Consider the following 15,844-nt stretch of genomic DNA (forward strand, 5'->3'; position numbering starts at 1 on the left):
TAGGGGGTAAGATATTGAAAGATTTAATCAGTGAATAACCTGCTACTACCATCCCCAAACGTAACTCATCGTGAGCACCTATAAATAATTTAGGAATCTTAAAATGAGATGGTAACGGTAAGCTAAAAATCAGTGGATAGAAAAAAGCTATTATTACCATTGGTAGAGTTACAAAAACAAGTAAAGAATGATTTATTTTCCATTTCCCATCCCTTTTTATTTTTTTGTATAAACTCGGAATTCCAAGGTATATTCCTAATGGAAGATATAACAATACTGCAAAGTACATGTTTGGAAATAGTTGGAATGTATCGTTATACATCTCTTTGAAAATCAAAGTTATTTGATTCATAGTTAATAAATATGCTATCCCCAAGAAGCTATAAGCTAAATATTTCAATATCTTACCCCCTAAATATCCTTTATTCGTTTATAGAAAAATTAAATATAAAACAGTTCACACCCCTTACTACAGAAAGAAAGAGCATTTGAAATTTTCAAATGCTCTTCTTATACCTTTTTATTTCCATTCGTATGTTTTGACGAACCTGTAAACGGATTGATTTCATAGGTTAAGTCTCTATTAGCTTCTTTTTCTTCTGATGAAATTCTTTTACCCAATGAAGCATAGTACCAAATCCAAGAGCCAACTGTTAACAAACCAACGAACATTGTAATCCAAAATACACCGTCCATCTTTACACCTCCAACGGATACAACATAAGTTAATTATAACAAATTATGTTAATTTAAGTCATGTCACTATCATTAATTTTGTTACAATTTTACAAGTTATTTTGTTTATTCCTCAACTAATGCTGAGCGACTTTCAATAACTACATTCGTTTTTCTATCTATCGACTGAATTGCTTTCGTCTGACTAATCACACCTAGAATAAGAAGCAAGAAAGTGATAAGGAATAAACCTTTTCCTCCAACTAAAGCAAGAATCGAACCACCTAACAATGGACCTGTTGACCTCGAAATATCCCAATGCAAACCAAACAAGGCAAAGTACCTCCCCTTATGTTCTTTTGGGGCCAATGTACTTATTATTACTTGCATATGGTTCAGTATCACAATCGCTCCCAAGCATAACAATACTTGTGATACAATTAACCCTACTATGTGATTAGAAAACCCAAATCCTAACGAGGCGAAGGCATATAAGAAATAACCTGCTTGAATAATACGGAAACGAGAATATTTACTCGTTCGATTGACTAAAACAACTTCTAATACGATAAAGATTACTGTACCAATCGTTTCCAACAACGAGAATACGAACAAATAATTGACCATATATTCCTTCAAATATAAGGGCCAATTCGTTTCCATTTGGGAATGGAAGAAACTGATCGGTAGCATGCCAACGACTAACCAAACGATCATCTTATAATCGTTAGCTCTTAACTTATACACGGGTTCATTCGTGTTCGTTATCGGATTAGATTCAGGCAAAAATTTTAGCGCCATAATAAAGTACAACACGAGTAATACAGCCATTACGATGAATAATACTTGCGGATTCAATTGAAACAGTATCGCACCTACAATCGGCCCACCTAGAGAACCGATACTAGAGGCTGTACTTAATAGCGCAAATGTTTCTGCTTGTTTTTCAGGGTGAACGGTATCCGATATTTGCGCTCTTGATATTGGAATATAAGCGAACCGTCCAAGACCGTTCAAGAAAGCGCATAATACAAATAACCACACATGACTAGCTAAGGCGAAACCCGCTATCGCGATTACTTGAATAAGCAATGACCATAATAGAATTGGTCTTCTACCAAATCGATCAATCCACTTTCCGATCGAAAACGTCAATACGATTTCTGTAAAAGGCTGCACCCCAATTACTAGTGTCGTCAATATGATATTTTCACCGAATTGATCGTACATGTATAAGGTGAGAAACGGTAGGAGGATGATCCATACAAATGAAGTGATGGCATGCCCAACCGCCTGAATCCACACAACCTTATGAAATTTGTTAAAATAAGCTTTCATGCTGTTTCATCTCCATTTCTGTAAAAGAATAGCAACAGTTTATCGGAGATCGAAACGAAACACTCTGCATTTCTTGCTCAATCATAGGCAAATCTTGCGGAAGGAGGATAATTGATGGAGATTACCGTCAATCTAGACTATACAGGAATGTTACTATTTGACTTACAAACTGGCGAAGCAGACGAAACACATACACATGACCATTTTCAGCTTAGCATTCCCCTATCTGGTGAACTGTTAACATATCATAATCATAAAACACAAAAACTTAAAAAAACTCAATCACTGCTCGTACCACCTGGTGATATCCATCAGCATGAAGCACATCAGGAACGGAAGGAAATCATGCTCGTAAGTTTCTATGAAGATATTATAAAACGTACTTATCAAAAGCAAACTGGCGAAACCCTTCATTCAATTGACTTTGCTTACATTCAACCAACCTCTCAAAAGATCTTAAATAAGGCAAGAACCATTATGCAAAACGTAGCCTTCAACGGATTGGATGTTGCCTCAAATTTAGAAGAAGAACTAACGTATATCATTTTAGATGAAACAATTGGTTCACATACGAAACGTTGGAATGCATCTAAACGAGAAACTTCTAATCTCGCTACACCAATTGTAGACACGATAAAAGAGTATATTCGAACACATTATCAGAACGATATAACGTTAGATACGCTCGCTCTACAGATGAATATGAGTAAGTATCACTTGCACCGTATTTTTTCAGCAAGCGTTGGGATGACCCCAAATGAATACATTCATCGTGTTCGATTAGAGCAAGCAACACATCTATTGAACAAACACTCCTATGACATTACACAAGTAGCATATGAAGTCGGTTACCGCTCAATTAGTACGTTCAATCGATCTTTTAAGAAAGTGTATCATCAAACACCGAGCCAATATATGAAGTAATCTAGCTTACTACAGAATTCAAGTATTACATACTTATAATATATAAGCTTAGTTAGGGTATTGGTTATATATTAAATATACTTTCCATATGTTACGATTATAATTAATATTAGCACGTATCAACTAACCAACAGTGAGGATAAAGAAGGAGCACAACATAGATTCAACAGTGCTCCTTTTATGTCTAATAGTAGGGGGAGGAGTTATTCGTGAAGCGTAACCTGTCGCATGTCTACTATCATTTTCTAAAAAAAGAGTTAACCACTTTGGAGGAGAATGGTAAGTTACAACCTGGTCAAACAAAAGAATTAATGTCTAACTACGTGATTAATAATGGAACAGCTTCTGAGAAGAAAAATGTAAACCCTATGAGTATTATTTTAAGTATAGGAGCTATCTTAATTGGCTTAAGTATACTTAGCTTTGTCGCCAGTAACTGGTCTGCACTTACGAGCGTTACAAAATTTGTGCTACTGTTAGCTTTGTTGATAGGTTTCTATTTGGCTGGTTTTCGATATGAAACTAGAAATAAGAATCTATCAAGAGTATTTTATTACATCGGGGCATTCGCTTATGGAGCGGAGATTATTTACATCGGTCAGTTGTTTCATTTAGGTGGTGAAATGCAAACAGCATTTCTATTCTGGGGGATCGGTGTATTACCGTTAGGATTTTACCTGAAAGATCAAGTGTTAAAATTAATAGGTGTGCTCTTGATTTACTTATTTTTGCATATGCAATATATGTTTGTTGATCATAATGGCGCTTATGTGCTACTAGCGATCATACCGTTGATGTTCGCTTTTAATCATTATGTAATGAAAAGTTCAAAGTTCTTGTTATTTACAAACATATTTGTGTTATATGAGTTTGTTCAAATTCATGTAATGTTCCGCCCATTAGAGATGGATAGATTCCCATTTGAATTGATTGTCATCATACCAGCACTATTTTTCTTTGGTCATAAGTTAATGAATAAGTCAGTACCAATATTCGTTGTGAACCTATTCTTTTCACTAGAGATGATTGGATTAGCCTTAGACTACTTTATTGGTGTTGATGCATTCACGCTAACGGTACTCATATTCTTTATAATCGGGATAACATTAACATATATTCAAGTATCAGATTATCGATTACCGATGAAGAACGTCGGAATGATTCTTCAAATTATTACAGGGTTTGCATTAACATTCCCTCATGTTTGGACGTATATGTTTGAAGCTACAGGTGATAAGATCGCCATCATCTTTTCTATTCTGTATGTTCTATATAACCTGTACTATGTTAAACAAGGAAAACTCATTCATATCACCATTTTCTGTGCTTTAATCTTAAGGTTCTATGTTGACTTATCGTTAGCTTTCATCAACAAATCGATTGCTTTCTTTACTGGTGGTGTGCTGTTAATCGGTTTAGCACTATGGATTGAACGAACACGGAAGAAGGAGGTCATGAAGCGTGAAGAAGCGTAAATATTTCTTATTAGCTTTGTGCATCCCTGTTATCGTATTGTTAAGCATGACGATAAAACCACTACAAGCTACATACCTAGGTGAAGAGATCAAATTAAAAACTGTACCTCTTGACCCTCGTGATCTCTTTTATGGTGATTACGTCATCCTAGACTTTGAAATTGAGAGCGTTGGCTTTGATCAATTCGATCAATCTCTAGCAAACAAATTCACTGCAAACACAAACAAAAACACGAATCAACATTTTGTATATGAAGGCAATGAACGTACAATACCCGTGTATATCGTGTTAGAGGAAGTTGATGACGTTCATCAAGTGAAGGTTGTGTCTGAACAAAAACCTTCAACTGGGGCGTATGTGAAAGGAAACTTACGAACCTTTGTAGGTTCAAATGACAAATTAACAATTGATATCCCAATCGAAAGATATTATGTAGAAGAAAACACTGGAAAGCAACTTGAAGACGCAGCAAGAAGAGGAAATATCATCGCTCACTTAAAAGAATACAACGGTTACGCTGTATTAAAAGATCTTGAAATGATTGAGTAAACAAAGAGCAGCTCATTTTCTTATATGGGAAAGTGAGCTGCTCTTTATTGTCGAAATGACATAACGTCATCACAATGCTATTAGTGAAAAAGCGAAATAATGGATTAAACATTCGATAAGGTTATAATAAAATAAAATAAAACATTCATTTGTGGCGTTTCCTTTATCCCCTTCTCTTTCGTTATAAAACGGGAATCATAGCGTCAGTAAAAACGTGGTGAATGGAAACATGCCCTATCTCTTGCTAGTTAGACATATTACAACAACTATAAACTAATTATCTAAAAGGAGTTACGATGACAATTAAAAGAGAAACAGGATGGAACTTAGATAACAGCTATGCGCGTCTACCGAATTTATTTTTCTCTAACCTTAACCCAACCCCTGTACAATTACCAAAATTAATTATACTCAATGACCATGTTGCAGCATCACTTGGCTTAAATGCTCACGATTTGCAGAGTGAAGATAGTGTAGCTGTGCTTGCAGGTAACCTCATTCTTGATGATTCTTCACCACTAGCTCAAGCGTATGCTGGTCATCAATTTGGGCACTTTAACATGTTAGGGGATGGTCGGGCAATACTTCTCGGCGAACATATCACTCCTGATGGTAATCGTGTCGATATTCAGCTCAAAGGTTCAGGTAACACACCATATTCACGCGGTGGTGACGGTCGAGCTGCACTTGGACCAATGCTTCGTGAATACATTATCAGTGAAGCAATGTATGCTCTTCGTATACCGACTACTCGTAGTTTAGCTGTAGTGACAACAGGTGAATCTATCTTCCGTGAAACTGAACTTCCTGGAGCAATTCTAACCCGTGTAGCTGCTAGTCATCTACGAGTTGGTACATTTCAATATGCTGCAAGATTCACATCAAAGCAAGAGCTACAAGCCTTAGCAGATTATACTATCAAACGTCATTATCCAGATGTTGCAGCTGACGAGAATCAATATTTATCCCTTCTTCATGAAGTGATTAAGACGCAGGCTTCACTGATTGCAAAATGGCAGTTGGTCGGCTTTATCCATGGTGTAATGAACACTGATAACATGACGATAAGCGGTGAAACAATTGACTATGGACCATGTGCGTTTATGGATGTGTATGATCCAGCAACAGTATTCAGCTCTATCGACATTCAAGGTCGTTATTCCTATGGTAATCAACCGGGAATTGGTGGCTGGAATCTTAGCAGGTTTGCAGAAACGTTGTTGCCACTACTACATGACAATCAAGATGAAGCGATTAAACTGGCAGAGGATGCACTTTCAGACTATAACGAACTGTTTATGAATCATTGGCTTGTAGGAATGAGAGCAAAGCTCGGTTTATTTAACGAAGAGCAAGAAGATGAAACACTTATTCAAGATCTTCTTAACCTGATGAAAAAATATCGTGCTGATTATACGAACACGTTCCGTGCATTAACCTTTGGTACTTTTGAAAATGCCCCACTATTTGAAAGTGAAGAATTTACGAAGTGGAATGAGATGTGGCAAGCACGACTAAGCAGACAATCAGAATCAGAAATGACAGTACGTGAGTTAATGAAAAATAATAATCCTGCTGTAATTCCTCGAAACCATCGAGTTGAAGCTGCACTAGAAGCCGCAGTTGAACGAGATGACTATAGTGTGATGGAGCAGCTACTTAATATGATGTCAAAACCATATTCTCATACCCCAGAACAGGCTAAATACTGTACACCACCACCGCCATCAACACAAGCTTATCAAACGTACTGTGGCACATAATGATAGTACATAGTATGTACTGTCATTATACTCAATTAAAATGAACCTAACTATTATCAATAGTTAGGTTCATTTTTCTAACAATCATCTGGGAGAATCAACGATGTACATGTCGTATCAAAATCAAATGGAATCGTTTGTCCGACTGGATATGGTTCAGGAGGGATATCAGCCATTAAATTCTCTTCAAACGGTGTATCAATCGGATCTCCTTGTGAATTAACTTCTTGTCTTAGCTTATTGATTGCAACTTTGGCAACTTGCCTTCCTAAGCTTAGTCCTTCACTATTGTCAATTGGGAAATGAACAAGTGCATACAAACGTGATACTGCACATTGTTCAGCTAATTCATCTAATCGAGTGGCTTCACCTGGGAAAAAGTATGTCAACATTTCTGCTGCACATCCAGCAACCGCCGCATGACCTGATGGATAAGTTGGATGTCTCGGTGTACATAGAACTGTTGCTAAATCACGGTCATATTGATTTGGTCTTGCAACGAGCCACAGAAACTTATAGTACCACGTGATAACAAACGTATCATTAATTGCACTTTGCACCGCCGCTAATATTCTACCAGCCCTTGACGCGGTGACCCCATAAGTATCAATTAATCGATCGATAATAGGTGTCCATTGTTTTGTTGCTACACCCGTTCCCCAGTAACGAGCAATAATTTTTTCGGAAGCATCCAAATGTTCACGCGTCTCAAGAACAACATCTAGTTCTTTCTCAAAATCAATATAATTAGGGTTAAGAATTGTAAAATAGATCGGTTCCCCACCAGGTTTAGTGAAAAATAGACTACGACAACGTTTGATATTATACATTGTCCATGACCCTGCAAGTGGATCTTCAGGGTTTGTTGGAGGGGTTTTTTCACCAGCATACGGAATTTCATTCCACTTTAAATAATTATACTCACATATACAAGGTGTTTGTTTACAATAACAATCGAACAAATCTTTATTATGAAAATCATAGCCAAACTCCAAAGGTTCAGTTCCAAATATGCTCGCCTTATTCCATTTGTCGTTACTCAATCGGAACACCTCTTTATGATAGTTTGTAGGAGCAAAATAACTCTCATAGAACATTAGATTGATATAATTAAACTAACACGTCTCAATTGTTATCTCATCAACATCATCTATGATTGGGACATCCTCTTTCTCATTAGCTCCATTGTAAACTTTATTCTGAAAGGTAAGTCCTTATTACCGCTACTTCATTTAATAGGTTACTTGATTTAAACACACTTTTTCATCATTCTAAAACTGAAACGTTGCTGTCACTGGATGATGATCCGAAAACCCTTCTGAATCATCAACACTCGCATCAATTATCGTTTCTTCTGGGATTGTTAGAATCCAATCGATCGCTGCATCACGTTCTGTCGTTGATGGTTTGGACATATTGGGGTAAACAACCTCCCACGTATCAACTAATTGAACTGGACTTAATTGTCCAGTTATCGTACCTTCATCAAGTAAGTAACGCATGATTGTTCGATTTCTCGTCGCGTTAAAATCACCTACAACAATAGCTGTTGTGCCACTACTTGATGTCGTTTGATGCTGTTCAATTAACTCGGCTAATTCAATAACATGCTCTGCTTGGCTGGAATTTGAAGAGGATCTAACACAGAAATGATTGTTATAGAAATGAAATTCTTTATTCGAGGATTTATCTCTTAATAGTAACCACGTGATATAACGAGTATTTCCACATTCAGCCGCATCAACAAACCCTGATCCTAAGATGTCAAACCGATCTTTTTTTAGTAAAATTGGATTGCCATACGTAACAGGAATATCAAATTCGACTAATTGGTACTCATCTGTTAATGCGTTGGAAATATCCCTTCTCTGAGTAGACATCGTTTCTTGCAACCCTGCAATATCTGGATTTAAATCTCTTATTTTATCAATAATTCCATTACTACGTTCACTCCATGTTGAACGATTAGCTAGAACGTTAAAGCTTATAATTTTGATGTTCGTTTCTGCATCTACCTTTTGCTTTTGTAGCTTTGCCGCACTTAACGAATGATTGCTTTCATCTTGTTCAAGCACCTTTGCTTCAGAGAAATTGAATAAGGGGACAAATAAGAGTATGAAAAACAATGATAGTCTCTGTTTCATTTCCCATCCTCCCTACTCCATTATGTTGAAACACATAATGATATGTATTTTGAAAGTTCCAAAATATTCCTAAGTTTATTATCGTAAGGAGATTGCTAATCAAAACATTATAAAATGAGCAGTTAAATCATCAGTTAACTTGTGAGAAAACGATAATTTTACTATTGTTAGTAACGTTTTTTTCGATCTAATACATTTAGATTATTTGTCGAACAATTTTCTCATACAAATAAGCCCTCCATATTATAAATGGAGAGCTTATTCGTATTGAATTATAAATAATAACTGCTAATCTAAATCACCTGTAAAATACTTCAAACAAGTCTACACATTATTGTCGTTCATTTTTTCGAAAGTCATCTGTTAACATACCTGAAAATCCCCAATCAGCTTCTTCAATTTCTTGAATTACAATGTGTGTTTGTTCAGGTTTTTTGTCTAACACATTTACGAGAGTTGCAGTAAATTCTTTCACGATTTGCTCTTTCTGCTCACGAGTAGCACCCTTTGTAATTTGTAGATTAATATACGGCATACAACTTCCCCCTATTAACAAATTTAAAAGATTTAGAGCTAACTAGACTGTATGAATCCGAACAGTCAGGACGATTTATTCTGATATTTTTTTATATTTTATTACTGTCGTTACTAGGATAAACGCAGATACTAACAGTACGAGCAGTATTAGCATTAAATTGCTGAGTAACTCTTTATGAAACATCATTGAACTTAACAACAACCAAAATCCACATAATAAGACTGTGAAGCCATAACTAAATGTGTAAATAATCGCTTTGATCTTAAATAACGTTTTCCCACCTGGAGAAAATCTGATGTATAAATATTGAATACACCCAAGTAAAACGATAATTGATAATGATAAAAATATTGGTAATTTAAAATAATCCTCACCATGATCAATGATTAGTATATTCATTTAGTGTGTAAAATGAAAAAGAAAACTATATATGACAATATGAAATGCTAAAACCAATTCCCCGAAATAAACAAGTGCTTTTGTTATGTCTTTTAGTACAGTCATAATCTTATACCTACTGCGGCAATATCTCCAGTGGCAAACTCGCCCCCTTCTATATATTACTTACCCCTATAATTTCTCCTTCTTATTATGTAATTCCTTTTTTTATATCAATAGCTTAATACTTATCACTAACGTTCACACCTTTAACTAAAACTCATAAAACAACAAAGACAAACACCCAATCCTAAACGAAAGGCATAACATACTATATTAGTGAATACTTAACTGGTATTCCGTTGGTGCTACATTCTCAAAAAAATCACCTTTCATAAGATTTGTTCGTGCCAATGTAAGGGCTAAGTGTTCCTGCTACACTTAGCCTTTTTTTATTTTTTCAAGATAACTAGTCATATCAACAAGCGTCGTTCATTATGCATACATATGCTGTAGTATGTCCAAAAGAAAGGAGTGAAAATATTGTCATTAATCGTTGTACCGACTGATGCAGCTACTGTGCAAGATGCTATTACGGCTGCAAACGAAGGCGATAGCATTCAAATTTTAGCAGGTACATTTGATGGCTTTGATGTGACGAAGGAACGGTTGAAGATATTTGGATGTGGAGTAGGAAAGACGATAATATCAGGTGTTCCAGGATCAGGAAATGACGGAGTCGTTTTGAATGCAGATCAAACAATTTTAGAAAGGTTTACCGTTCAAGGTTTTCCTGAAATCGGTATACGAGTGAATTCCAACAATAATGTGCTCAATCAGTTAGAATCAAATTTCAATGGTACTGATGGGTTTTCTTTTCTAGGATTCGCTGGAGGGGATCATAATCTCATCATTCAATGTAACGCCTCATTTAATGAACAAGATGGACTCGCTACTGGTTTTCAAGCAGCTAATAACTGTATGATTCGTTGTAATAGTTTTCAAAACAAAGATGATGGATTTGATATTTCAACTACGAATAACAAATTCATTTCCAACGTTACAAAGGGAAATTCTACCAACGGACTCGCACTTAGCTCTAGTGGTGATAGTATGAATATCCTTTTCAACAACAGTCTTCTTAAAAATGGAAGTGATGGGATTAGTAATCCAACGGGCCCATTTAATAATATCATTGAAAACTTAGTCTGTAATAACGGGAACAGTGGCATTTTCGTACAAAATGACTTCAGTGTGATCGATTCAAACATCATCCGTAACAATGGTATGAGTGGTACAGGATCAGGGATTTTGGTTAGTGATACTTTTGCACAAAACAATACGATTCGTTTCAACAAATTGAAAAATAATACTCCAAATGATATTGAAGCACCCCCACCTGCCAACACAAATAACACATTTGATGGCAACAAATGCGAGAACAGTTTACCTCCTGGATTATGTACATGATACAGTCAGACTGATTTCAGTTCACTGCCAGCTGCCATTCATTAATGAAGTCAATCAAGCTATTTCAGCCGCTCAAAAAACCTAACAATAGTTATAACACCTATTACCACATCAAAAAACACTCCTTAATCAAGGAGTGTTTTCCATGTTTCTACGACACAGATTATCTAGGTCACTACTCTCACATTTGTTATAGTTACAGTGTCATTTGCTATTAAAATCCCTCATCCAGCAACACCTTTGTCTTTAATGATATGTAGAAATGAAAATGTAACGTGTATTAATACTATCAACTATTGTTAATTGTAAATCGGAAGTTATAATTAACAAGTTCACTGATTAAACCTATTTCTCTAAAAATAAAGCAATCGTCACCTTAAACACGTACGATTGCTTAAGATATCGCGACTTATATTCATTCACTCATTAGTAAACGATTAAACTACATACAAATCGTATTTGGATCACTAATATCACATTTATTCCCATCGTAATTATTGTTTCCAATCCCACCTTGTGCTTCAATGTCCAAATCGTTGTTTCCTGTAGCCTTATTAAAACGAATCGTATTCGCTCCATTCGTACCTGAACCTGCTACAACGAAGATACCAGCATTATTTAACCCACCTACTGTACCGTTTTTACGGACGACATTCGAATCGACATCATTACCACTTGGAGAGCCTTCTGGACCAATTAAGCGAATACCAACTGATGTGTTATCACAAGTTTTATTGTCTTTAACCTTATTATCATCTGAATTAATATCGATTCCAACGTCATTTTTAATGGCGGAATTTCCTTGTAACGTATTTTCATTCGCATCAATCTCTAATAAAAACCCTGCACCACGATTATTTTTCGCTAAATTTTCAACTAACGTATTTTCAGAATCAAACATGACGAATCCATCTATATTATTCGTACTAATGTTTTCAACTAAACAATTGAATGAGCTTTCCACATCAAATCCAGTAGACTGATTAAATGTCGCACTATTTTTCGTGAGAAAATTATCATTTGCCAAAACAGCAAAACCAACGTTATTAAAGCTTGATTCAACTTCTTGGATCACGTTGTTTGCAGAATTAATTTCGACACCATTTCCACTATTAAACCCTTGCACGGTAAACCCTTCTAAATGTGTTTGTATCGCAGAGACAGAGACACCCGAAGTTCCAGCACCTGATGTTCCATTGATAATTGTCTTACCAATACCGCAACCAACTATTTTCAATCGATCGACAGTAACATTAAAACCTGCAAATGTTCCGACTAAAATCTCAATTGTATCTCCTGCCATCGTGCCCGGATCATCGATTGCATCTTGTACAGTTGCGAAATCAGTCGGAACTACAATGATTGACATGTGCTCTCTCCTCCTTTCCTGTTATTAAATAAGCTTAACAATCCTCAACAGTGTCAAATAATCGCTGAACGTTCTCTACTTTAAATTGAAGTAACATTTCCTTCTTAATAACCGTTTTTAGTACGTCGTTAACGTTATCGTTGACTGAAAGTAAGTCATCGATTGTTAAGCAGTCATCTTCAAATGCGGCAACTGCAGCTTGGATCTTCTCACCTTCTGCATTCATAATGTGTGCTAGCGCTAACTCTTCAGATCCTACTGATGCGAGAAGGTATAATAGAACGTTATTTTTCTCAAAGTCTGGTAATGAATTAAACTCCGCAGGAAAATTTGGCATACCCATTTAACATCTCTCCTTATCTTCATAATTTGTCCTACAACATATATTATGTATGGTAGACAAGGTGTGACTGTAGTTCTGACCAGAGTATAGAAATAAAGCCGAAAATGTGTGCTTGACTAGCATAGTGCAATGTCGGATGTATCATTACAAGCAGCTATAATTTCAGTACCATTCATAAAAAAACTCTCCTTGTTAAAGGAGAGTCTTCTCATTCATTACGTACATAAATTAGGTGGAAAACTACTTTCACATTTGTTACCATCATATGTGTTATTAATAACAGCTCCTAGTGCTTGAATATCAAATGGTATATTGTTCTTTAACTTGTTAAACCGAATCGAATTATCGACCGCACCATTGTCTACAAAAATTCCTGATCCTAATCCAGAAATACCGTTATTCCGAACAATGTTCATATCGATCACATTTTGATTCGCCATGTTATTTATACCAATTCCACTTAAATTATTGTTACATACTAAATTCTCGATAACGTTATTGTTACTATCACCTATTCCAATCAATATCCCTCTAACATCATTTTTCAAGAGTTTGTTTCCATAAAGCGTATTATTGTTTGCATTAACGAACATACCATCACTGAGATTTTCACGAGCAATATTGTTTACTAGTTTGTTATTCATGCTACTAACTTGGTATCCTTTATCCCTATTTTCAAAGCTCAAACAATTTATAATACAATTTCGTTCTCCATCAGAAGTATCAACTCCATCTTCTTCATTAAATGAGAACGTGCAATTAATAAGCAAATTGTTATTGCCACCTACATCGAATTGAATACCATCTGTAACAACACCAGTATTTAAGGTGGATTCAATCTCTTTCAAAATGTTATGAGTTGATTGTACAGATATACCATTCGTTGAGAAGCCTTGAACTGTAAACCCTTGCAAAGTCGTATTGTCTGCACTTACAACAATTCCACCATCGATTGTCCCAGGTGTACCAGCAATGATTGTTTTATCAATCCCACATCCAAATATTTTCAAATTCTCCGTCGTAACCTCGAATCCATCAAACGTTCCTGCTAATATTTGAATCGAATCACCTGGCATTGTACCTGCATCGTTGATCGCAGCTTGAACAGTAGGGAATTGAGTTGGAACAACATGAATTGCCATCGTTTATTTCCTCCTTTCTCCATAAACTTGTCTTACACTTTATTCTATGTATGCGAAAAATGTTTGACTGTAGGAACAACTAGATTTCATGCGAATAAGCGTAAAAATAGTCAATTTTCTCAAATAAATGACAAACTGCACGTTAACGATATGTAATAACGATCACCTATTCATCCGAAAATTTGCGCAGCAATTCCAAACAGTGTTTGATTTCGTCTAGGTAATTCACTTGAATGAAGAATCATTACAGGTGGTTGACTCACTTTATCGAATCCTGCTTGTTCTAAATATTTCATGAATTCAGCTTGTCTATCAGGTACATCAATCCGCAGCTTCCCTTCGTAACCTAGCGAAAGCTGTTGAATGAGTGAAGCTGCAATCTGATCATTCATCGCCACAATTGGTCCGAGAATTCGATTCACTGGTCCGTCAACACACAAACCATAACCAAGTATGTTCCCTTCAACACCTCTAACGACTACTGCTTCTGTGGCTTGATGTATTCTTGCTTTCAGAAATGCTTCTCGCCCTGCCCCTATTGCACCTTTATCCAATTCATATACATCTTGAAAATCGTGGTCATACAATGGAACGATACTCTCTTCGTAAGAAGGTGTCGGTGTTAAATGCAACCGATTGCGCTCACAAAGAAACTTATGGACAGACGTAACAGGTTGAAAGCCTAACTTCTCATAGAGTGGATAACCGTCTTCGGTTGCAATCAACATTACGGTCACATCATCTGCTACAGATTGAACACAAGCTTCTGTTAGTGTTTTTCCAAGACCATATCCTCGATACTGCTCATGAACGATTACCATTCCAATTGACGCAAGCTTATCTTCATATGGAGTGATTGCTGCGCTTGAAATGATCGTTCCACTCTCCACCTTATAACAATAAATTGTTCCGACTGACATTACTGTCTTAATCTCTCGTTCATCATAATCCCAACCGACAGAACTTGAGAGTGCTACAAGTTGTGGAATATCTTCATTACTGCAAATACTCATTTGGAAATTGGCTTGATAGTTCTTCATACATTGCTCACACCTTAATTTGAATTCACTAGTCTTTCAATTGATACGTTGACTGAACAACATCTCCGATTTTCATTAACAAGTTCTCTAATTGTTGCCACTGAATCCCATCATCTAAGCTTTTAATAAACCCTACTAATATAATCGTCCGATCTTCGAGTTGCCAATAGCCTATATCATTACAAACGCCCTCTAATCCACCCGTCATATGTAACCATTGTCCACACATGCGAAATCCATCTGGATCAACTTGTTTATTCAATGCTTCAAAAATTATTGAAGTTTGTTCGTCATTTAGTAATGCACGAGTATACAATTCGTATAGAAATTTAAACATCGCTTCAGCAGTTCCAACGTTGTCTGTTAAACTACGATTATTGTGGTCAACCTTTAACTCAATGTCCATTTCAGCTAACTTCTTATTTTGTTGCTCGGTTGAGATGTTGTTTAGCAATTGCTCATACGACTGGCTATCATGATGGCTAATTGCTCGCTGAATGTCAGCTACCGAATCTGCTTTCGTCATAGCAAACACGCTAGCTATGAATTTTGCTAGACTAGCTAAAGGAAAAGGTTCACTCTCATTAAGCATCGTCACTTCTTCGGTTTTTGTATCATATATGTAGAGGCCAAGTTCGATGTTCGCTGGAATCATTGACTTAATATGTTCTAATAATATCATTACGTATACCTCT

Annotated in this window: 17 protein-coding genes; 5 read left to right on the plus strand and 12 right to left on the minus strand. The window is 36.1% G+C overall.

The window, feature by feature from the left end; all coding sequences use genetic code 11:
- From BFG57_RS03920 to BFG57_RS03930, 3 genes are all read right to left on the minus strand, one after another.
- Positions 1–400 (minus strand): hypothetical protein (locus BFG57_RS03920; RefSeq protein WP_069716169.1); only part of this gene is annotated, 400 nt, incomplete at its 3' end.
- Positions 401–510: 110 nt separating this feature from the next.
- On the minus strand, positions 511–696 hold the full coding sequence (locus BFG57_RS03925) for a hypothetical protein (protein ID WP_069716170.1): 186 nt from the start codon (positions 694–696) through the stop codon (positions 511–513).
- A 105-nt stretch (positions 697–801) separates the two neighbouring features.
- Complete coding sequence (locus BFG57_RS03930) at positions 802–2,013, minus strand: MDR family MFS transporter (protein WP_083249053.1); 1,212 nt, start codon at positions 2,011–2,013, stop codon at positions 802–804.
- 114 nt (positions 2,014–2,127) lie between these two features.
- On the opposite strand from BFG57_RS03930, the gene BFG57_RS03935 reads away from it, so the two are divergent.
- The 4 genes from BFG57_RS03935 to BFG57_RS03950 all read left to right on the plus strand — a co-directional run bounded on the left by BFG57_RS03935 (position 2,128) and on the right by BFG57_RS03950 (position 6,725).
- Positions 2,128–2,937 carry an AraC family transcriptional regulator gene (locus BFG57_RS03935; protein ID WP_069716171.1) on the plus strand — a complete coding sequence of 270 codons (810 nt, stop codon included), beginning with the start codon at positions 2,128–2,130 and terminating at the stop codon, positions 2,935–2,937.
- Between the two features lie 209 nt (positions 2,938–3,146).
- Positions 3,147–4,412: a DUF2157 domain-containing protein gene (locus BFG57_RS03940; RefSeq protein ID WP_069716172.1), complete on the plus strand. Its 1,266-nt coding sequence runs from the start codon at positions 3,147–3,149 to the stop codon at positions 4,410–4,412.
- Positions 4,399–4,962 (plus strand): GDYXXLXY domain-containing protein, encoded by a 564-nt coding sequence (locus BFG57_RS03945; RefSeq protein WP_069716173.1) that lies wholly within the window; start codon positions 4,399–4,401, stop codon positions 4,960–4,962. The genes BFG57_RS03940 and BFG57_RS03945 overlap by 14 nt, the downstream gene beginning before the upstream one ends.
- 296 nt (positions 4,963–5,258) lie before the next feature.
- Positions 5,259–6,725 (plus strand): protein adenylyltransferase SelO, encoded by a 1,467-nt coding sequence (locus tag BFG57_RS03950; RefSeq protein ID WP_069716174.1) that lies wholly within the window; start codon positions 5,259–5,261, stop codon positions 6,723–6,725.
- A 77-nt stretch (positions 6,726–6,802) separates the two neighbouring features.
- Here BFG57_RS03950 and BFG57_RS03955 read toward each other — a convergent pair whose 3' ends face one another.
- From BFG57_RS03955 to BFG57_RS18530, 4 genes are all read right to left on the minus strand, one after another.
- Complete coding sequence (locus tag BFG57_RS03955; protein ID WP_245676700.1) at positions 6,803–7,768, minus strand: vanadium-dependent haloperoxidase; 966 nt, start codon at positions 7,766–7,768, stop codon at positions 6,803–6,805.
- A 228-nt stretch (positions 7,769–7,996) separates the two neighbouring features.
- Positions 7,997–8,869, minus strand: a complete 873-nt coding sequence (locus tag BFG57_RS03960) for an endonuclease/exonuclease/phosphatase family protein (protein ID WP_069716175.1) — start codon at positions 8,867–8,869, stop codon at positions 7,997–7,999.
- Between the two features lie 331 nt (positions 8,870–9,200).
- Positions 9,201–9,404, minus strand: coding sequence for a tautomerase family protein (locus tag BFG57_RS03965; protein ID WP_069716176.1), 204 nt, complete (start codon positions 9,402–9,404; stop codon positions 9,201–9,203).
- A 75-nt stretch (positions 9,405–9,479) separates the two neighbouring features.
- Positions 9,480–9,806 carry a hypothetical protein gene (locus tag BFG57_RS18530; RefSeq protein ID WP_139125053.1) on the minus strand — a complete coding sequence of 109 codons (327 nt, stop codon included), beginning with the start codon at positions 9,804–9,806 and terminating at the stop codon, positions 9,480–9,482.
- A gap of 522 nt (positions 9,807–10,328) precedes the next feature.
- Here BFG57_RS18530 and BFG57_RS03970 point away from each other — a divergent pair.
- On the plus strand, positions 10,329–11,255 hold the full coding sequence (locus tag BFG57_RS03970; protein ID WP_069716177.1) for a right-handed parallel beta-helix repeat-containing protein: 927 nt from the start codon (positions 10,329–10,331) through the stop codon (positions 11,253–11,255).
- A 442-nt stretch (positions 11,256–11,697) separates the two neighbouring features.
- Here BFG57_RS03970 and BFG57_RS03975 read toward each other — a convergent pair whose 3' ends face one another.
- The 5 genes from BFG57_RS03975 to BFG57_RS03995 all read right to left on the minus strand — a co-directional run bounded on the left by BFG57_RS03975 (position 11,698) and on the right by BFG57_RS03995 (position 15,831).
- Positions 11,698–12,624, minus strand: coding sequence for a NosD domain-containing protein (locus tag BFG57_RS03975; protein WP_069716178.1), 927 nt, complete (start codon positions 12,622–12,624; stop codon positions 11,698–11,700).
- A 34-nt stretch (positions 12,625–12,658) separates the two neighbouring features.
- The gene (locus BFG57_RS03980) at positions 12,659–12,967 is read right to left on the minus strand and encodes an alpha-helical endospore appendage domain-containing protein (RefSeq protein ID WP_069716179.1); all 309 of its coding nucleotides are present in this window, start codon (positions 12,965–12,967) and stop codon (positions 12,659–12,661) included.
- A gap of 215 nt (positions 12,968–13,182) precedes the next feature.
- Entirely contained in the window at positions 13,183–14,109 is a 927-nt protein-coding gene (locus tag BFG57_RS03985) for a right-handed parallel beta-helix repeat-containing protein (RefSeq protein ID WP_069716180.1), read from the minus strand.
- Between the two features lie 170 nt (positions 14,110–14,279).
- Positions 14,280–15,149, minus strand: coding sequence for a GNAT family N-acetyltransferase (locus BFG57_RS03990; protein WP_069716181.1), 870 nt, complete (start codon positions 15,147–15,149; stop codon positions 14,280–14,282).
- A 28-nt stretch (positions 15,150–15,177) separates the two neighbouring features.
- Positions 15,178–15,831 (minus strand): serine hydrolase, encoded by a 654-nt coding sequence (locus tag BFG57_RS03995; RefSeq protein ID WP_069716182.1) that lies wholly within the window; start codon positions 15,829–15,831, stop codon positions 15,178–15,180.
- Between the last annotated feature and the right edge of the window lie 13 nt (positions 15,832–15,844).

The sequence above is a fragment of the Bacillus solimangrovi genome, assembly GCF_001742425.1.
GTDB lineage: Bacteria > Bacillota > Bacilli > Bacillales > Bacillaceae_N > Bacillus_AV > Bacillus_AV solimangrovi.